16 protein-coding genes are annotated in these 16,000 nt (G+C 72.9%); 4 read left to right on the top strand and 12 right to left on the bottom strand.

The window, feature by feature from the left end; translation table 11 throughout:
• Positions 1–36: 36 nt before the first annotated feature.
• The 4 genes from A8713_RS26145 to A8713_RS26130 all read right to left on the bottom strand — a co-directional run bounded on the left by A8713_RS26145 (position 37) and on the right by A8713_RS26130 (position 3,783).
• Positions 37–834: an ATP-binding cassette domain-containing protein gene (locus A8713_RS26145; RefSeq protein ID WP_064535994.1), complete on the bottom strand. Its 798-nt coding sequence runs from the start codon at positions 832–834 to the stop codon at positions 37–39.
• Entirely contained in the window at positions 831–1,880 is a 1,050-nt protein-coding gene (locus tag A8713_RS26140) for an ABC transporter permease (protein ID WP_037889527.1), read from the bottom strand. The genes A8713_RS26145 and A8713_RS26140 overlap by 4 nt, the downstream gene beginning before the upstream one ends.
• The gene (locus tag A8713_RS26135; protein WP_064535993.1) at positions 1,877–2,881 is read right to left on the bottom strand and encodes a sugar ABC transporter substrate-binding protein; all 1,005 of its coding nucleotides are present in this window, start codon (positions 2,879–2,881) and stop codon (positions 1,877–1,879) included. The genes A8713_RS26140 and A8713_RS26135 overlap by 4 nt, the downstream gene beginning before the upstream one ends.
• A 164-nt stretch (positions 2,882–3,045) precedes the next feature.
• Positions 3,046–3,783 carry a GntR family transcriptional regulator gene (locus A8713_RS26130; protein WP_107440828.1) on the bottom strand — a complete coding sequence of 246 codons (738 nt, stop codon included), beginning with the start codon at positions 3,781–3,783 and terminating at the stop codon, positions 3,046–3,048.
• Positions 3,784–3,912: 129 nt separating this feature from the next.
• On the opposite strand from A8713_RS26130, the gene A8713_RS26125 reads away from it, so the two are divergent.
• Positions 3,913–4,929 (top strand): Gfo/Idh/MocA family protein, encoded by a 1,017-nt coding sequence (locus A8713_RS26125; protein ID WP_064535991.1) that lies wholly within the window; start codon positions 3,913–3,915, stop codon positions 4,927–4,929.
• A gap of 41 nt (positions 4,930–4,970) precedes the next feature.
• Here A8713_RS26125 and A8713_RS26120 read toward each other — a convergent pair whose 3' ends face one another.
• The 3 genes from A8713_RS26120 to A8713_RS26110 all read right to left on the bottom strand — a co-directional run bounded on the left by A8713_RS26120 (position 4,971) and on the right by A8713_RS26110 (position 8,314).
• A complete protein-coding gene (locus A8713_RS26120) occupies positions 4,971–6,152 on the bottom strand; it encodes a cytochrome P450 family protein (RefSeq protein WP_064535990.1) in 1,182 nt (393 codons plus the stop codon).
• Positions 6,153–6,261: 109 nt separating this feature from the next.
• Positions 6,262–6,942 carry a response regulator gene (locus A8713_RS26115; RefSeq protein WP_064535989.1) on the bottom strand — a complete coding sequence of 227 codons (681 nt, stop codon included), beginning with the start codon at positions 6,940–6,942 and terminating at the stop codon, positions 6,262–6,264.
• 115 nt (positions 6,943–7,057) lie between these two features.
• A complete protein-coding gene (locus A8713_RS26110; RefSeq protein ID WP_443069748.1) occupies positions 7,058–8,314 on the bottom strand; it encodes a sensor histidine kinase in 1,257 nt (418 codons plus the stop codon).
• Between the two features lie 171 nt (positions 8,315–8,485).
• Here A8713_RS26110 and A8713_RS26105 point away from each other — a divergent pair, with 171 nt between their 5' ends.
• Positions 8,486–8,683, top strand: a complete 198-nt coding sequence (locus A8713_RS26105) for a hypothetical protein (RefSeq protein WP_064535987.1) — start codon at positions 8,486–8,488, stop codon at positions 8,681–8,683.
• Between the two features lie 39 nt (positions 8,684–8,722).
• On the opposite strand, the gene A8713_RS26100 is transcribed toward A8713_RS26105, so the two are convergent.
• A complete protein-coding gene (locus A8713_RS26100) occupies positions 8,723–9,121 on the bottom strand; it encodes a ribonuclease domain-containing protein (RefSeq protein ID WP_064535986.1) in 399 nt (132 codons plus the stop codon).
• A 391-nt stretch (positions 9,122–9,512) separates the two neighbouring features.
• Between A8713_RS26100 and A8713_RS26095 the strand changes: the two genes are divergently transcribed.
• Positions 9,513–10,232 (top strand): SDR family oxidoreductase, encoded by a 720-nt coding sequence (locus A8713_RS26095; RefSeq protein WP_064535985.1) that lies wholly within the window; start codon positions 9,513–9,515, stop codon positions 10,230–10,232.
• 81 nt (positions 10,233–10,313) lie between these two features.
• Here A8713_RS26095 and alc read toward each other — a convergent pair whose 3' ends face one another.
• The gene (gene alc / locus A8713_RS26090) at positions 10,314–11,429 is read right to left on the bottom strand and encodes an allantoicase (protein ID WP_064537719.1); all 1,116 of its coding nucleotides are present in this window, start codon (positions 11,427–11,429) and stop codon (positions 10,314–10,316) included.
• Between the two features lie 90 nt (positions 11,430–11,519).
• Entirely contained in the window at positions 11,520–12,857 is a 1,338-nt protein-coding gene (gene allB, locus A8713_RS26085; RefSeq protein ID WP_064535984.1) for an allantoinase AllB, read from the bottom strand.
• A 433-nt stretch (positions 12,858–13,290) separates the two neighbouring features.
• Between allB and A8713_RS26080 the strand changes: the two genes are divergently transcribed.
• On the top strand, positions 13,291–14,091 hold the full coding sequence (locus A8713_RS26080) for an IclR family transcriptional regulator (RefSeq protein ID WP_064535983.1): 801 nt from the start codon (positions 13,291–13,293) through the stop codon (positions 14,089–14,091).
• A gap of 45 nt (positions 14,092–14,136) precedes the next feature.
• On the opposite strand, the gene A8713_RS26075 is transcribed toward A8713_RS26080, so the two are convergent.
• Both A8713_RS26075 and A8713_RS26070 read right to left on the bottom strand, forming a co-directional pair.
• A complete protein-coding gene (locus tag A8713_RS26075; RefSeq protein WP_064535982.1) occupies positions 14,137–14,817 on the bottom strand; it encodes an ABC transporter ATP-binding protein in 681 nt (226 codons plus the stop codon).
• Positions 14,814–15,878: an ABC transporter permease gene (locus A8713_RS26070; RefSeq protein WP_064535981.1), complete on the bottom strand. Its 1,065-nt coding sequence runs from the start codon at positions 15,876–15,878 to the stop codon at positions 14,814–14,816. Before A8713_RS26070 ends, A8713_RS26075 begins: the two co-directional genes overlap by 4 nt.
• Positions 15,879–16,000 lie beyond the last annotated feature (122 nt).

The raw sequence follows: 16,000 nt of genomic DNA, 5'->3' as shown, positions 1-16,000 counted from the left end.
GCGCGTGGAGGTGCGCCGCCCGCCCAGCCGCTCTCCTCAGGGAGTGCTTTTCTCCAGCTCGTGCCGGAGGTCGTCGAGTTCGCTGCCGCCCGCCATCTGCCGGGTCAGTTCGTCGAGGGTGATCTCGTCCCGTGTGTGATGGCCCACCATGGTGCCCCGCTTCAGCAGGACGAAGCGGTCACCCACGAGGTACGCGTGATGCGGGTTGTGGGTGATGAGTACGACACCCAGCCCCTGGTCGCGAGCCGCGGCCACATACTTCAGGACGACGCCGGACTGCTTCACACCGAGCGCCGCGGTGGGCTCGTCGAGGACGAGCACCTTCGCGCCGAAGTGGACCGCCCGCGCGATGGCCACGCACTGGCGTTCGCCGCCCGAAAGGGTACCGATGGGCTGGTCGACGTCCCTGAGGTCGATGCCCATGCGCAGCAGTTCGGCGTGCGTGGTGCGGCGCATGAGGTCGACGTCCATGCGCTTGAAGGGGCCGGTGCCCCGGGTGGGTTCCGAGCCGAGGAAGAAGTTGCGCCAGACCGGCATCAGGCCGACGACGGCCAGGTCCTGGTAGACGGTCGCGATGCCCCGGTCCAGGGCCTCGCGCGGGGAGGACAGGGTGGTCTCCTCCCCTTCGACGCGCAGCACGCCGCCGTCGTGCCGGTGCAGTCCCGCGATCATCTTGATCAGCGTGGACTTGCCCGCGCCGTTGTCGCCGAGGACGCAGGTGATCTCCCCGGCGTGCACCTGGAGGGAGACGCCTTCGAGGGCGCGGACGGTGCCGTAGTGCTTACTGACGCCGGACAGCTCCACCAGGGGCGTGCGTGTGTCGGTCTGCGTCATGTGGTGGCCTCCGCCCGCTTGCGGACCCAGGCGTTGAGCAGGGTCGCCAGGAGCAACATCGCTCCGAGGAAGAACTTGAACCAGTCGGGATTCCACTCGGCGAAGACGATGCCCTTGCTGGTCATGCCGAACAGCAGCGCGCCGACCGCCGAGCCGATGGCGCTGCCGTAGCCGCCGGTGATCAGGCAGCCGCCGATGACGGCGGCGATGATGTAGATCAGCTCGTTGCCGACGCCCTCGCCGGACTGCACGGCGTCGAAGGAGAACAGCAGATGCTGGCCGGAGATCCACGCGCCGAGGGCCACGCCCATGTACAGGCCGATCTTGGTCCGGGTGACCGGGACGCCGACCGCGCGGGCGGCGTCCTGGTTGCCGCCGACGGCGAAGATCCAGTTGCCGGTGCGGGTGCGCAGCAGGATCCAGGAGGCGACGGCCACCAGGGCGAGCCACCACAGGATGGTGATCTTGAAGTCGACGCCGCCGACGCTGAGCGTGGAGGCGAAGACGGCGTGGGCGGCCGGGAAGCCCTCCATGTCGCCGATGGTCTTGGTGGAGACCGTGCCGTCGATCAGTTTGGTGAAGCCGAGGTTCATGCCGGTCAGCATCAGGAAGGTGCCCAGCGTGATGATGAAGCTGGGCAGCCTGGTGCGGGTGAGCATGAAGCCGTTGAACGCGCCGATGGCGAGGGTGACCAGCAGGGAGACGCCGACGCCGACCCATACGTTGGCGGTCAGCTGGTAGCTGAACATCGACGACAGGAGCGCGGAGGAGGTCACCATGACGCCCGCGGACAGGTCGAACTCACCGCCGATCATCAGCAGCGCGACCGGTACGGCCATGATGCCGATGGTGGAGGACGCGTACAGCACGGTGCTGAGGCTGGAGGCGCGGACGAATCCGTCGGCGATGACGGCGAAGAAGACGAAGACGGCGACGGCGCCGACGACCGAGCCCAGCTCGGGCCGGGCGAGCAGCTTGCGCAGCGGGGAGGTGCGCAGCAGCCGTTCGTCGGCGACCGCCTCGGCCCGGTTCGCGGTCGCGCTCATCGGGTGCCCCGCTGCGCGTACTGCTCCAGGGCGCCGGCCTGGTCCTTGGTGACGATCTGCGGGCCGGTGAGCACCGGCTTGCCGCCGCCGAGGACGTCGGCGTTGTACTTGTAGAGCCACAGCAGGTCGACGGCCTGGTAGCCCTGGAGGTAGGGCTGCTGGTCGACGGCGAAGCCGAGGGTGCCGTCCTTCAGTTCGGCGGCGACCTTGGCGTTGAGGTCGAAGGTGTCGATCTCGGCCTTGCTGCCCGCGTCCTGCTTCGCCTTCACGGCGGTGTCCGCGTAGGGCGCGCCGAGGGTGACGACGGCGTCGACGGCCTTGTCGGCCTGGAGCTTGGCGCCGACCGCGGACTGCACGTCGGGCATGTTGGTGCCGTTGACGTAGAGGTTGTCGACCTTGCCGGAGAAGGTCTTGGCGACTCCGGCGCAGCGCTGCTCGTGGCCGACGTTGCCCTGCTCGTGCAGGACGCAGAGGACCTTCTTCCTGCCGCGCTTGTTCAGCTCCTCGCCGACGGCCTCACCGGCGACGGTCTCGTCCTGGCCGACGTGGGTGAGCGCGCCGAACGCCTTGGACTCGGCGGAGCCGGAGTTCACGGTGATCACCGGGATGCCGGCCTTCTCGGCGCGGGTCACGGCGGCCTTCATGGCGTCGGGCTTGGCGAGCGTGACGATGATGCCGTCGACCTTCTTGTCCACCGCTGCGTCCACGAGCTGCGCCTGCTGCTGCGCCTCGTCGTCGTGGGAGTACAGGAAGTTGATGTTGTCCTTGACCGCGGCCTGCTTGGCACCGTTCTGCACGATGTCCCAGAAGGTGTCGCCGTCCCCGGAGTGGGTGATCATCGCGAAGGTCCAGCGGGGGGTGTTCACCGCCGCCCGGCCCTGGGCCGCCGCGGCCTTGCGGGCGTCCTCCGCCCGCTTGCCGCCGGTGCTGCTGCATCCCGCGAGGGACAGCGACAGCGCCCCTGCGAGCGCCATGCCTACCCAGGTTGGAAACCGTGCCACGAGGCCGTGCCCTTCTCGCCGTGTTCGAACGTACGCGCGGGGCCGATGAGCGTTCCATCAGCCCCGAACATCGCATTATCTGACACGAGCGTACGAGGGTGAGAGGCCGGGCCGTGTGCCCTGGCTCACTTGTCCGGACATTGTGACGACCCGGGGGTCTGCGTTCAAGACCGTACGAGCAGCTGGAATTCGAAGGAATAGCGGGACGGCCGGTAGGTGTGGGTGCCGAACTCCACCGCGCGACCGGTGTCGTCGAACGTGACGCGTTCCATGGTGAGCAGCGGGGAGCCCTCGCTCTCGCCGAGCCGCTCGGCCTCGGGCGCGGAGGCGGCGCGGGCGCCGATGGACTGCCGGGCGCTGTGCAGGGTGATCCCGGCCGAGCGCAGCAGGCGGTACAGGCCGGTGGCCTCCAGCCGCCCGGTGTCCAGGTCGAGCAGACCGGCCGGCAACTGGTTGACCAGGTACGCCATCGGCTCGCCGTGGGTGAGGCGCAGCCGCTCCACCCGGTGCACCTCGTCCCCCTCGGCCACCCCGAGCGCGGCGGCGGCCTCGGCGGACGCGGGCACGACGGTGTTGACCAGGACACTGCTGGTCGGGCGCTGCCCGGCCGCCTCCAGGTCGTCGTAGAGGCTGCTCAGCTCCAGCGGGCGTCTGACCTGGCTGTGCACGACCTGGGTGCCGACACCGCGGCGGCGCACCAGCAGGCCCTTGTCGACGAGCGACTGGATGGCCTGGCGGACGGTGGGACGGGACAGGCCGAGCCGCGCGGCCAGTTCGATCTCGTTGCCCAGCAGGCTGCCCGGCGTCAGGGCGCCCCGCTCGATCGCCGCCTCCAGCTGCTGTGCCAGCTGGTAGTACAGCGGCACGGGGGAACTCCGGTCGACGCCGAGCGCGAGCGACACGGTGGGGTCCACATCTGGTTTGGGCACCCGCCGAGCGTAGCCCGGTGGCCGGTTGACGGGAAGTCGTGTAGTCAGATTGTCCTGACATACAGATTGACAGGGTCAGGGGTGGGCCCCCACTTTGTTCCCATGCGCATCGGGATCATCGGAACGGGCCGGATCGGCACCGTTCACGCGAACACGCTCAGCCGCCACCGCGAGGTCGGCTCACTGATCCTCACGGACGCCGATCCGGCGCGGGCCCAGACTCTGGCGCACCGGCTGGGCGAGACGGCCGCGCCCGGCGTCGACGAGATCTTCACCTGGGGCGTCGACGCGGTGGTGATCAGCACGACGACCCAGGCGCACGCCGACCTGGTCGGCCGGGCCGCGCGCTCCGGGCTCCCGGTGTTCTGCGAGAAGCCGATCGCCCTGGACCTGCCGGGCACCCTGCGGGCGCTCACCGAGGTGGCGGCGGCCGGGACGGTCCTCCAGATGGGCTTCCAGCGCCGCTTCGACCCGGGGTACGCCGGTGCGCGCGCGGCGGTGCGCGCGGGACGGCTCGGGCGCCTGCACACCGTGCGCGCGCTGACCTCGGACCGCACACCGCCGCCGGCCGACTGGCTGCCGCTGTCCGGCGGCCTGTTCCGCGACACGCTGATCCACGACTTCGACGCGCTGCGCTGGGTGACCGGCCAGGAGATCACCGAGGTGTACGCCCGGGGCTCCGACGCCGGTCCCGCCATGTTCCGGGAGGCCGGTGACGTCGACACCGGCGCGGCGGTGCTCACCCTGGACGACGGCACCCTCGCCACCGCGACGGCGACCCGGCTGAACGGCGCCGGCTACGACGTCCGTATGGAGCTGGCCGGGGAACGCGACCAGATCGTCGTCGGCCTCGACGACCGTACGCCGATCGCGTCCACCGAACCGACCGGGCCGCCGGCCGCGGACAAGCCGTGGACCGGGTTCCTGGAGCGCTTCGGCCCCGCCTACGAGGCCGAGCTGAACGCCTTCGTCGACGTCCTGCTCGGCCAGCGCCCCAACCCCTGCGACGGCCACGAGGCCCTCCAGGCGCTCCGGATCGCCGAGGCGTGCGAGCGGTCCCGCCGCGAGCACCGGCCGGTGCGGCTGGCGGAGATCCCGGACGGCACGGCGGGCGGCTGAGCGGGCCGCGGCCGACCGGCCGGTGGCCCGGTCCGCCGTGGCTACCAGCGGACCGGCAGGCTCCTGGTACCGCGGATCAGCATGCCCGGGAGCCATTCGCCCGGCGGGCCGTCCAGGGCGAGGGCGGGGGCGCGGCGCAGGAGTGTGTGCAGGGCGGTGCGGGCCTCCAGGCGGGCCAGCGGGGCGCCCAGGCAGTAGTGGATGCCGTGGCCGAAGGCGAGGTGGCCGCGGGTGTCGCGGTGCGGGTCGAAGCGGTCCGCCGCCGGATAGCGGGCGCCGTCCCGGCCGGCCGCCGCGAGTCCGATCAGCACCGGGTCGCCCTGCGCGATGGCGGTGCCGCCGATCTCCAGCGGCCGGGCCGCGTAGCGGAAGGTGGCGTTCTCCACCGGGCCCTCGTAGCGCAGGGTCTCCTCCACGGCGGCGTCCACGAGCGCGGGGTCGGCGCGCACCTCGGCGAGCTGCGCGGGGTGCCTGAGCAGGGTGTGCACGGTGTTGGTGATGAGGTTGACCGTGGTCTCGTGGCCCGCGATGAGCAGCAGGAAGGCCATGCCGCGCAGCTCCCCGGGGGAGAGCCGGTCGCCGTCCTCCGCCGTGGTGCGGATCAGCGCGCTCAGCAGGTCGTCGGCGGGGCCCGCGACCCGCTTGTCCTCGATCAGCTCGGTGAGGTAGGCGCCGAGCCGCTCCACGGAGCCGAGGAAGCCCTCCTCGCTGGTGGGCGCCACGAACTCGTTCGACATGTCCCGGAACGCGGTCCGGTCCATCTCCGGCACCCCGAGCAGCTCGCAGATGACCGTGATCGGCAGCGGGTAGGAGAACGCCTCCACCAGATCCGCCCGTCCCAGCGGCAGCATCGCGTCCAGCAGCTCGTCGGTGATCGCCTGGATCCGGGGCCGCATCGCCTCGATGCGCCGTGCGGTGAACGCGCGGGTGACCAGGGACCGCAGCCGGGTGTGGTGCGGCGGGTCGGCGATCAGCAGATGCCGGCCGATCGCCTCCTCCTCGACCGGCCGGATGTCGAGTCCGGCGACGTCCTTGGCGAGCCGCGGGTCGGCGAGGGCGGCGCGGGCCTCCTCGTGGCCGACGACGAGCCAGGTGTCGTAGCGCTCCGGTGGTGGCAGCCGCACCCGGTGGACCGGGCCGAGTGCGCGCAGTTCGGCGTAGACGGTGTGGGGGTCCGTGCGGAACCCCTCGCCGTACTCCGCCAGATCGATCACGTCCGCCATGCTCGCTCCCCTCCGGGGCGCGCGCACCGTCCGGCACCGCCCCGTGTCCCGTACAACGCGGGGCGGCGGGGCGAAGTGCCCCCGCCGCGCGCCCTCTTCGGGACGCCCCTCAGCCCGCTTCCTCGTCGAGGAGTCCCGCGTCGTGGGCCAGCAGGGCGATCTGCACCCGGTTGTTGAGGGAGAGCTTGGCGAGGATGCGGGAGACATGTGTCTTGACGGTGGCGACGCTCATGTAGAGCTCGCTCGCTATCCGGGCGTTGGCCAGGCCCTGTCCGACCCGGACGGCCACCTCGCGCTCGCGCGCGTTGAGCGCGGTGAGGCGCTCACGCGCGCGGGTGCGCCGGTCCTCGCCCGCGCCGCCCGCACCGCCGGCGGCGTGCCGGATGAGCTGGCGGGTGACCGTGGGCGAGAGCACCGGGTCACCGGCCGCCACCCGGCGCACCGCGGCGACGATCTCGGCCGGCGGGGTGTCCTTGAGGACGAACCCGGCGGCGCCCGCACGCAGCGCGCGCAGCACCTGGTCGTCGGCGTGGAAGGTGGTCAGGACCACGACCTGCGGTGCCTTGGGCCGGGAGCGCAGGCGCTCCGTCGCGGTCAGCCCGTCCATGCCCGGCATGCGGACGTCCATCAGGACGACGTCCGGCCGGGAGCGCTCGACCAGTGCCTCCACCTCGTGCCCGTCGGCCGCCTCGCCGACGATCTCGATGTCGTCCGCGCCTCCCATCATGAAGGACAGACCGGCTCTCACCAGCGGGTCGTCGTCGACGAGGAGCACTCGGATCGCGGTCATGGGCCAAGCCAATCAAAACGCCCGCGCGGTGACCACACCGGCTCGCCGCCCCGCACCGGACGGCCGCCGGCGGCCCGGTCGGTCCCCCGCCGCCCCGGCCGCCGGGCGAGCGCCGTCACGCCGGCCACGGCAGGAGCGCCCTGACCTCGAATCCGCCCTCCGGGGTCGGCCCGTGGCGCAGGGTGCCGCCGGCCAGCGCGGCCCGCTCGGTCAGACCGATCAGCCCCTGGCCCGAACCGGGGACGTGCGGGACCTCCCCCTCGGGCGGCGGATTGCGCACGTGCACGGCGAGGTCCCGGCCGGGTGCGCCGGTGACGGTCACCGCGACCTGTGCGCCGGGGGCGTGCTTGCGGGCGTTGGTCAGCGCCTCCTGCGCGATGCGGTAGGCGGTGCGGCCCACGGAGGCGGGCACGGCGGCCGGGTCGGTGACCTGTCCGGTCAGCACCACCTTCATGCCGGCCTCCCGCGACTCGGCCACCAGCGCGTCCAGCGCCGCGAGGGTGGGCTGCGGGCGGCCCGCGTCGTCGGAGTCGCCCGCGCGCAGTACGCCGATGATCTCCCGCAGGTCCTGGAGGGCCTCGTGCGCGCTCTCCCGGATGACCCCGGCGGCCCGCGCGACCTCCTCGCGAGGCGCGTCGGGCCGGAACTCCAGGGCGCCCGCGTGCACGCTCAGCAGGGTCAGCCGGTGCGCGAGGACGTCGTGCATCTCCCGGGCGATGGCCTCGCGGGCGAGCCGCTGCGCCTGCTCGGCGCGCAGCCGCGCCTCCGTCTCGGCGCGCCGCGCCCGGTCCCGCAGGCTCAGCATGAGCTGCCGCTTGGACCGCACGAACATGCCCCAGCCCATGACCGACAAGGTCAGCAGCACGGCGAAGGCGAGGACGGCCGGGTAGGACAGGTCGGGGTCGGGGCGCAGCCAGTAGTAGAGCGGGAGCAGCGCGAGCTGTGCGCCGCCGACCCAGGCCCCGTACCGGAGGGGGCGGTGCACGGTGAGTGTGAACAGGGCGAGCAGACCGGCGCCGCCCGCGGTGTTCGAGACCAGGCCGACGGGGACCATGGCGACCGCCAGCGCGAAGGGCCACCGGCGGCGCAGCCAGAGCGCGGCGCAGGCCAGCGCCCCGACCACCTGGTCGGCGAGGGAGAAGGCGCGCGGCAGGTGCTCCGCGTCGAGCGAGCTCGCGGCGGCGAGCCCGAGGAGGACGGCCAGGAAGAAGCAGAGGAAGTCGACGATCCAGTCGCGCGCCGTGCGCCGGGGCCGGCCGCCGCCGCTGCTACCGGGGTCGAGTTCGTCGGCCACGGCGGACGGCAGCCACCACCGCCGTCCGGCGAACGCCACCGGCTCCTGGAGCGTCGTGTCAGTCTTCACAGTCGACAAATCTACGCAACGCGGGTGGCCCGCTTCACGGGTCCGGAGCGGTTGTGCGACCAAAGTCGCGACGCAGGAGACTTCCGGCTCACCGGCCCGGCGACAATGTAGACCTCCGGCGGCCGGACCGCGCCCCGCGGCCGATGCGCGCGGGGGTCCGGCGGGGGGAGGCTCGCTTCCATGAAGAAGGTTCTGGAGGTCGCCGGGTTCGTCGCCGTGGCGCAGGGCGTACTGGGTTTCGTGCAGGATTTCACCCACTGGCACGTGGGCATGGTGCAGCGCCTGTCCTTTCTCCATGGCTACGAGGTGTTCGCGAGCTTCGTGCTGATCGTGCTGGGCTGCGCCCTGTTCGCCGCCGCCGAGGGCCGCGGGCGGTGAGGCACCGCGGCTCTGCGGCGGCGGCCGTGCGGGCCGTGCTCAGCAGCCGAAGTCGACCAGGTCGAACGTCGCGTAGTGGTCGGCGGTGTAGTAGTCCTCCTGGTTCTTCTCACCGGTGACGATCCGTCGCGCGCCGCGGGTGGGGGAACCGGGGGTGACGACGGTGTACTCGTGGTAGTAGCCGCTGGACCGGCTGGGCAGGACGCCTTCGCGGTTCTGGAAGACGACGCCGTCCTGGTCGTAGGGGAAGGGCCCGCCCTGGTCGATCAGGTCGAGCGTGTGGTGCGCCTGGGAGGGCAGCTCGCCGTAGCAGATGCTGCCGACCGAGGCCGTGGCGGCGCCGGCCGGGGCGGCGGCGGAGACGGTGCCGCCCACGAGGAGGGCGGACAGGAGGGCGCCTGCGGCGCCGATGCGGGTCATGCGTGGGGGGAATCTCATGCCTCATGATGACGCGCGTAGACAGTGGCATGTCAATGACAAGACTGTGGAGCTTCCCGGCACGTCCGGTGAATTCACCGGACGTCGGCCGAAGGCGGTCAGGTGTTCCCGGGACGTTCATGCGAGCCGCCCTTGCGGGGTCCTTCCGTTGCCTTCCGGGCGCCTTCCGTAGCCTTCCGGGGTGCCTTTCACCCGGCACGTCGGCGTCCGAAGGCCGCCAGCGCCGGGGCGGTCCGGCGGCTGGGATGGGGGCATGACTTCGACAGCTTCTGCTTCTCCTGCTGGTTCTGCGACCACGCCCACTGCTTCTGCTGCTTCTGCGGCCGCGACGGCTTCCCCGGCTTCAAGAGCTTCTGCTACCGAGGCTTCGCGGTGGCCCCTCGACGGCAGGGTGGCGCTCGTGACCGGCGGCAGCCGTGGCATCGGCGCGGCGACGGCGGTGCGGCTGGCCCGCGCGGGCGCCGATGTGGCGCTCACCTATGTGAACGGCAAGGACGCGGCGGACGAGGTGGTCCGGACCGTACGGGGACTCGGACGGCGGGCGGTGGCGCTGCGCGCGGACGCGGCCGACCCGGCGCAGGCGTCGGCCGTGGTCGACCGCGCGGCCGACGCACTGGGCACCCTCGACGTGCTGGTGAACAACGCGGGCGTGGGCGTGCTGGGCCCGGTGGAGAGCCTCTCGCTCGCCGATGTGGACCGGGTGCTCGCGGTGAACGTGCGTGCCGTCTTCCTGGCCTGCCGCGCCGCCGCCGTACGGATGGCGGACGGCGGCCGGATCATCACCATCGGCACCTGCATGACCCAGCGCGTGCCGGGGCCCGGCGGCACCCTCTACGCGACCGGCAAGTCCGCCCTTATCGGTCTGACCAAGGCGTTCGCCCGGGAGTTGGGACCGCGCGCGATCACCGCGAACCTCGTCCACCCGGGTCCGATCGACACCGACATGAACCCGGCCGACGGGCCGCTCGCCCCCGGCCAGGCGGCCATGACGGCGCTGGGCCGCTTCGGCACCGCCGACGAGGTGGCGTCCATGGTCGCGTTCCTCGCGGGAGCCGACGCGGCCTATGTCACCGGCGCGGAGTTCGCGGTGGACGGCGGGCACGCCGCGTGAGCCGAGGCCCCCTCGGGCGGCGGGGCGCACCGGTGCTGTCGGGCCGGTGCGCCCCGCCGCCGCGGGCCGGAGCGGGGCGGGTCAGCCGCCCAGCTCCTGGTGGCGGGCGGCCAGGCCCGCGGCGCCGTCCTCGGTCAGCGCACCGAACAGGCGCAGCCGGGAGATGCCGCCGTCCGGGAAGATGTCCACGCGCGCGTGCGTGCCGACGACGGGCTCGGGCAGGACGAAGCGGTGGTTGGTGTCGGGCTGGCAGCGGGTGCGCGGCAGCACCTCGCGCCACTCGCCGTCCTCGCCGTCCTTGACGGACACCGAGGCCCAGCCCGCGCTGTTGCCCTTGAGGTAGGCGGTGTCGATCTCCAGGGCGCGGATCTCGGACCGGGCGACCAGCCGGTAGCGGATCCAGTCGTTGCCCTGGTCGCGGCGGCGCCGGGTCTCCCAGCCGTCGTCCATCTTGCGGGAGCGGCCCGGCTGGATGGTGTTGGTGGCGGGCGAGTAGAAGAGGTTGGAGGCGTCCTCGACCCGGCCGCCGTTCTCCAGGGCGACCACGTCGAGGGTGCCGAGCGCCGCCAGCCACGCCGGGTCGGGGACGACCTCGCCGTACACGCGCAGCCGCGCGATGCCGCCGTCCGGGTGCTGGTTGACGCGCAGGTGCGTGAAGCGCTGCTCGACGCCGACCTCGAAGCCGTTGGCCGCGTGGCCGCCGATCGGGGTGCGCGGGACGAGGGTCGTCCACTTGACGTCGTCGGCGAGGAGTTCCGCCGGGGAGGGCGAGCCCGCCACGCAGGTGCCCTCGACCGACACGGCCTGCGGGTAGTTGCCGCGGAAGTGGGCGGTGTCGACGACGACACCGCGCACGACGCCGGGCGCGCCGAGGCGGACCAGCGCCCAGTCGTGGTCGTCCTCGGTGGGCCAGGGGTGCTCGGCGGACACACCGCGGCGGCGGCGGGTCTCCCAGCCGTCCATGACCTTGCCCTTGTGCCCGAAGTGCTCCGGGTCGAACTCGGCGCGCTCGGGCACCAGCAGGTTCTCTCGCTGGGCGAAGAACTCGTCGTTGGCGGCGACGACACCGGCGCCGAGCCGGCGGTCGGCGAGGTTGGCGTACTGGGTGAAGGGGAAGTCGGCGGTGCGGTAGTCCGCGTACGGGTCACCGCCTCCGTAGGGGTTCGCGTCGCCGGTGAAACGAGGAGTCGCCGTCACGGTGATCAGTGCTTCCTTTCGGGAGTCGGCCGGTGCGGTGGGGGCGCGGGTGCGGGAACGGGTCACGCGTCCGCGCGTACGGGAGGTGGCTCAGTGGGGCCTGGTCAGCAGCCGGCCCTTCGGCTCGGTGAACTCGCCGTCCGCGACGATGCGTTCACCGCGCAGCCAGGTGGACCTGACCACGCCGTGCAGCGTGCGGCCCGCGTAGGCGGTGACGCGGTTGCGGTGCTGGAGTGCCGCCGGGTCGACGGTGAAGGTCTCCTCGGGGGCGAGCACGGCGAAGTCGGCGTCCCGGCCGGGCTCGATGGCGCCCTTGCGGTCGAGACCGACGAGGGCGGCGGTGCGGGCGGACATCCAGCGTACGACGTCCTCCAGGCCGTACCCGCGCTCGCGCGCCTCGGTCCAGACGGCGGCCAGGCTGAGCTGGAGGGAGGAGATGCCGCCCCAGGCGGTCGCGAAGTCGCCGGTCTTCAGGTCGGCGGTGGAGGGCGAGTGGTCGGTGACGACGCAGTCGATGGTGCCGTCGGCCAGCGCCTGCCAGAGCAGGTCCTGGTTGGCGGCCTCGCGGATCGGCGGGCAGCACTTGAACTCGCTGGCGCCGTCCGGCACTTCCTCCGCGGTCAGGGTCAGGTAGTGCGGGCAGGTCTCGACGGTGATCCGTACACCCTCGGCCCTGGCCTCGGCGATCAGCGGCAGCGCGTCGCTGGAGGAGAGGTGCAGCACGTGCACGCGCGCGTCCAGCCGCTTCGCCTCGGCGATCAGGGTGGCGATGGCGGTGTCCTCGGCGTCGCGCGGCCGGGAGGCGAGGAAGTCGGTGTACCGGGGGCCGCCGTGCTGCGGGGCGGCGTCCAGGTGGTGCGGGTCCTCGGCGTGCACGATCAGCAGACCGCCGAAGCCGGCCGTCTCGGCGAGCGAGGTGGCCAGCGCCTCCCGGGTCAGGTGCGGGAACTCGTCCACGCCGGAGGGCGAGAGGAACGCCTTGAAGCCGAAGACTCCGGCGTCGTGCAGCGGGCGCAGGTCCTTGACGTTGCCGGGCAGGGCGCCGCCCCAGAAGCCGACGTCGATGTGCGCCTTGTCGCGGGCCACGTCCTGCTTGATCCGCAGGTTGTCCACGGTGGTGGTGGGCGGCAGGGAGTTGAGGGGCATGTCGATCAGGGTGGTGATGCCGCCGGCCGCCGCGGCGCGGGTGGCGGTCCAGAAGCCCTCCCACTCGGTGCGTCCGGGGTCGTTCACATGGACGTGGGTGTCGACCAGACCGGGCAGCAGCACGTCGTCGCCGAGGTCCTCCAGACGGGCACCGGCGGGGACCTCGGCGTCATGGGGCAGGACGGCCGTGATCGTGCCGCCGGTGACCGCGACGGACGCGGCGCGCGTCCCCTCGGGCGTAATGACTCGTGTCGAGCGCAGCACCAGTTCGGCGTCGGACACCGGGACCCCTCTCTTCTCGTCTCTTCTCGTCTCTTTGCCGGCTCTTCGCCGCCGCCGCGGGCCCGGGGGGCGGGTCGCGCGGCGCCGCCGGTCCGCGGACGCGCGGAGCCGTGGACACGTGAGAACACAGACGTGACGACAAACGTGACGACAAACGTGACTACAGACGCACGGGTACAGGGATAGGCAGGTGAAATACGCCCATTTACACCCATGTAACGGACTTCAACGTTCTGTTGAAGGAGTCTTCACTCCCGCCCTCACCCCGTCAAGAGGCACACTGCTGGACAGCCGGCCGGCGCGTGCACTCTGGACGTTTCCACAAAGCGGAATTAGAATTCCAACAGACAGAACGTAGTTCCGTACAGGCAGGGAGTCAACCGGCCCCCGGGTAGGCTTTGGCCCTTCCTGCCCGCCCCGAAAGGAACGCGCCGTGCCGACGTCCAGCGCCAGCACCACCGACTCCGCCAAGTCCTCCGCGAGCGGTGGGGTCCAGTCCCTCGAGCGCGCCTTCGATCTGCTCGAGCGGATGGCGGACGCGGGCGGCGAGGTGGGCCTCAGCGAGCTGTCCGCGGCCAGCGGCCTGCCCCTGCCGACCATCCACCGCCTGATGCGCACGCTCGTGGCCTGCGGCTACGTCCGCCAGCAGCCGAACCGGCGGTACGCGCTCGGCCCCCGGCTGATCCGCCTGGGCGAGTCGGCCTCGCGGCTGCTGGGCACCTGGGCCCGCCCCTACCTCGCCCGGCTGGTCGACGAGACCGGCGAGACGGCGAACATGGCACTGCTCGACGGCGACGAGATCGTGTACGTGGCGCAGGTGCCCTCCAAGCACTCGATGCGGATGTTCACCGAGGTGGGCCGGCGGGTGCTGCCGCACTCGACGGGCGTGGGCAAGGCACTGCTGGCGCACACCCCGGACCACGAGGTGCGCGCCCTGCTCGCCCGGACCGGCATGCCCGCCACCACCGAGAAGACGATCACCACCCCCGAGGGCTTCCTCGCGGCCCTGGCGGACGTGCGCGAGCTGGGGTACGCCATGGACGACAACGAGCAGGAGATAGGAGTCCGCTGCCTCGCGGTCACCGTGCCCGACTCCCCCACCGCCGCCGCGATCTCCATCTCGGGCCCGGCCGGCCGGGTCACGGAGGCCGCGACCGAGCGCATCGTCCCGGTGCTCCAGCAGGTGGCGGCGGAGCTGTCCCAGGCACTGACCAGCGCCGGTCCGGCGGCCTGAGCCACCCGGCCAGGACCGCCGCGCCCACGCCGGGGGCCGACGCCCTCAGGCGGTGGTCGCCGCCGCCGCGGTGAGCCGTCCGTCCCGCATCTCCCGTACCGCGTCCACGGCGTCGAGGTGGGCGCGGTCGTGGGTGACCAGGACCGTGGCGGTGCCCCGGTCGCGGGTGAGACGGGTCAGCAGGCCGAGGACGGCCGCGCCGCGTTCCTGGTCCAGGGCGCTGGTGGGTTCGTCGACGAGCAGCACCGAGGGCTCGTTCATCAGCGCGCGGGCGATGTTCACCCGCTGCCGCTGGCCGCCGGAGAGCTGGTGCGGGCGGCGGTGCGCCTGATCGGCGAGGCCGACCGCGGCCAGCAGGTCCCGGGCGCGGGAGCCCGCCGCCCGGCGGCCGTCCAGGCGGGCCATCAGCTCCAGCTGCTCCAGCGCCGTCAAGGACGGCAGCAGGTTCGGCTGCTGGAAGACGATCCCGATGTCGCGGCGGCGCAGTGCGGCCCGCTCGGCGGCGCTCAGCAGCCCGGTGGGCACGCCCGCCACCCGCACGCTTCCGCTGTCCGGGGTGATGAGCGTGGCCGCGACCGCGAGCAGGCTCGACTTGCCCGATCCGGAGGGCCCGGCCACGGCCGTGACCGTGCCCGCGGGCACCTCCAGGCTCACCCGGTCCAGCGCGGTCAGCCGGCCGTCGCCGTCGGGGTAGGTCAGGGTCACGTCGTCCAGCAGCAGGCTCATCGCACGCCTCCCAGCGCGGTCAGCGGATCGACGGCGGTGATCCGCCGCACGGACAGTCCCGCGCCCAGCGCACCGAGGGCGGTCATCACCGCGGCGGGCACCAGGACGGTGGGCAGGTCGAGCACGAAGGGCACCGTCCCACCGCGCACCAGCGCGCCCGCCAGGCAGGCCAGCCCGGTGCCCAGCGCGGTGCCCGCGGCCAGCAGGACCACCGCCTGCCCCAGGGCGTCGCCCAGCAGATGGCGGGTGGAGGCGCCGAGCGCCTTGAGTACGGCGATGTCAGGCGAGCGCTGGATCGTCCACACCGTGAAGAAGGCCCCGACGACCAGCGCGGAGATGACGAAGAGGAAGCCGCGCATCAGTTGCAGGGAGCCGTTCTCCGCCTGGTAGGAGCCGATGGCCGTCAGGGCGTCGTCCCTGGTGAGCGTGCGGGTGCCGGCGGCGCGGTCCCCGGCGGCCAGGTCGGCGCCGTGCGCGCGCAGCGCGATCACGGTCGCCCGGCCGCCGTCCCACGCCGTCCACACCACGGGCACATGGCTGTAGGAGGAGCGCCCGGAGACGGCCGCCACCGTCCAGGACCGCTCGCCGAGCCGGATCCGGTCCCCGGCACCGGCGCCCAGCGCGGCGGCCGCCCCGGTCGACAGCACCGCGTGTCCGGGCGCGACGCCGGACGGGGCGAGCCCGGAGGCGGGGCGTACGGCGAACACCGCCAGCGCCGCCCTGCGCCCGCCCACGCCGGTGCCCGCGCCCGTGCCCGCCTCGGCGGTGGCGTCGACGGTGCGGATCGCGACCGGTTCGGCGTACGGCACCCGCCGGGACCACCGGTCCACGGCCTCGGGGGCGAGCGACGAGCCGGTGAACGACACCGACTGCCCGGCCGGCGGCGCGGCGAAGGCGAGATGGTCGGCGGGCAGCCCCTTCACCGCCGAGGTGTTCTCCTCGGCGAGCCCGGCGGTCAGCCCGGACAGCAGCCCCACGAGCAGGGTGATCAGTGCGACCACGGCTCCCATCAGGGCGAACCGCCCCTTGGCGAACCGGAGGTCTCTCCATGCGACGAACATGTGCCCAAGCCTCGGCCGCGCACCCCTCGCCGGGCATCGCCCCGGGGCACGCTCGTGCCGGTCCGAAGGGAGCAGTCGTCTTTCCACCTTTCGGTTGACCGGCGCGGCGCCCGGCCCGCTTA

Source organism: Streptomyces sp. SAT1 (genome assembly GCF_001654495.1).
GTDB classification, from domain to species: Bacteria; Actinomycetota; Actinomycetes; order Streptomycetales; family Streptomycetaceae; genus Streptomyces; species Streptomyces andamanensis.
This window is presented reverse-complemented; position numbering and strand designations above follow the sequence as displayed.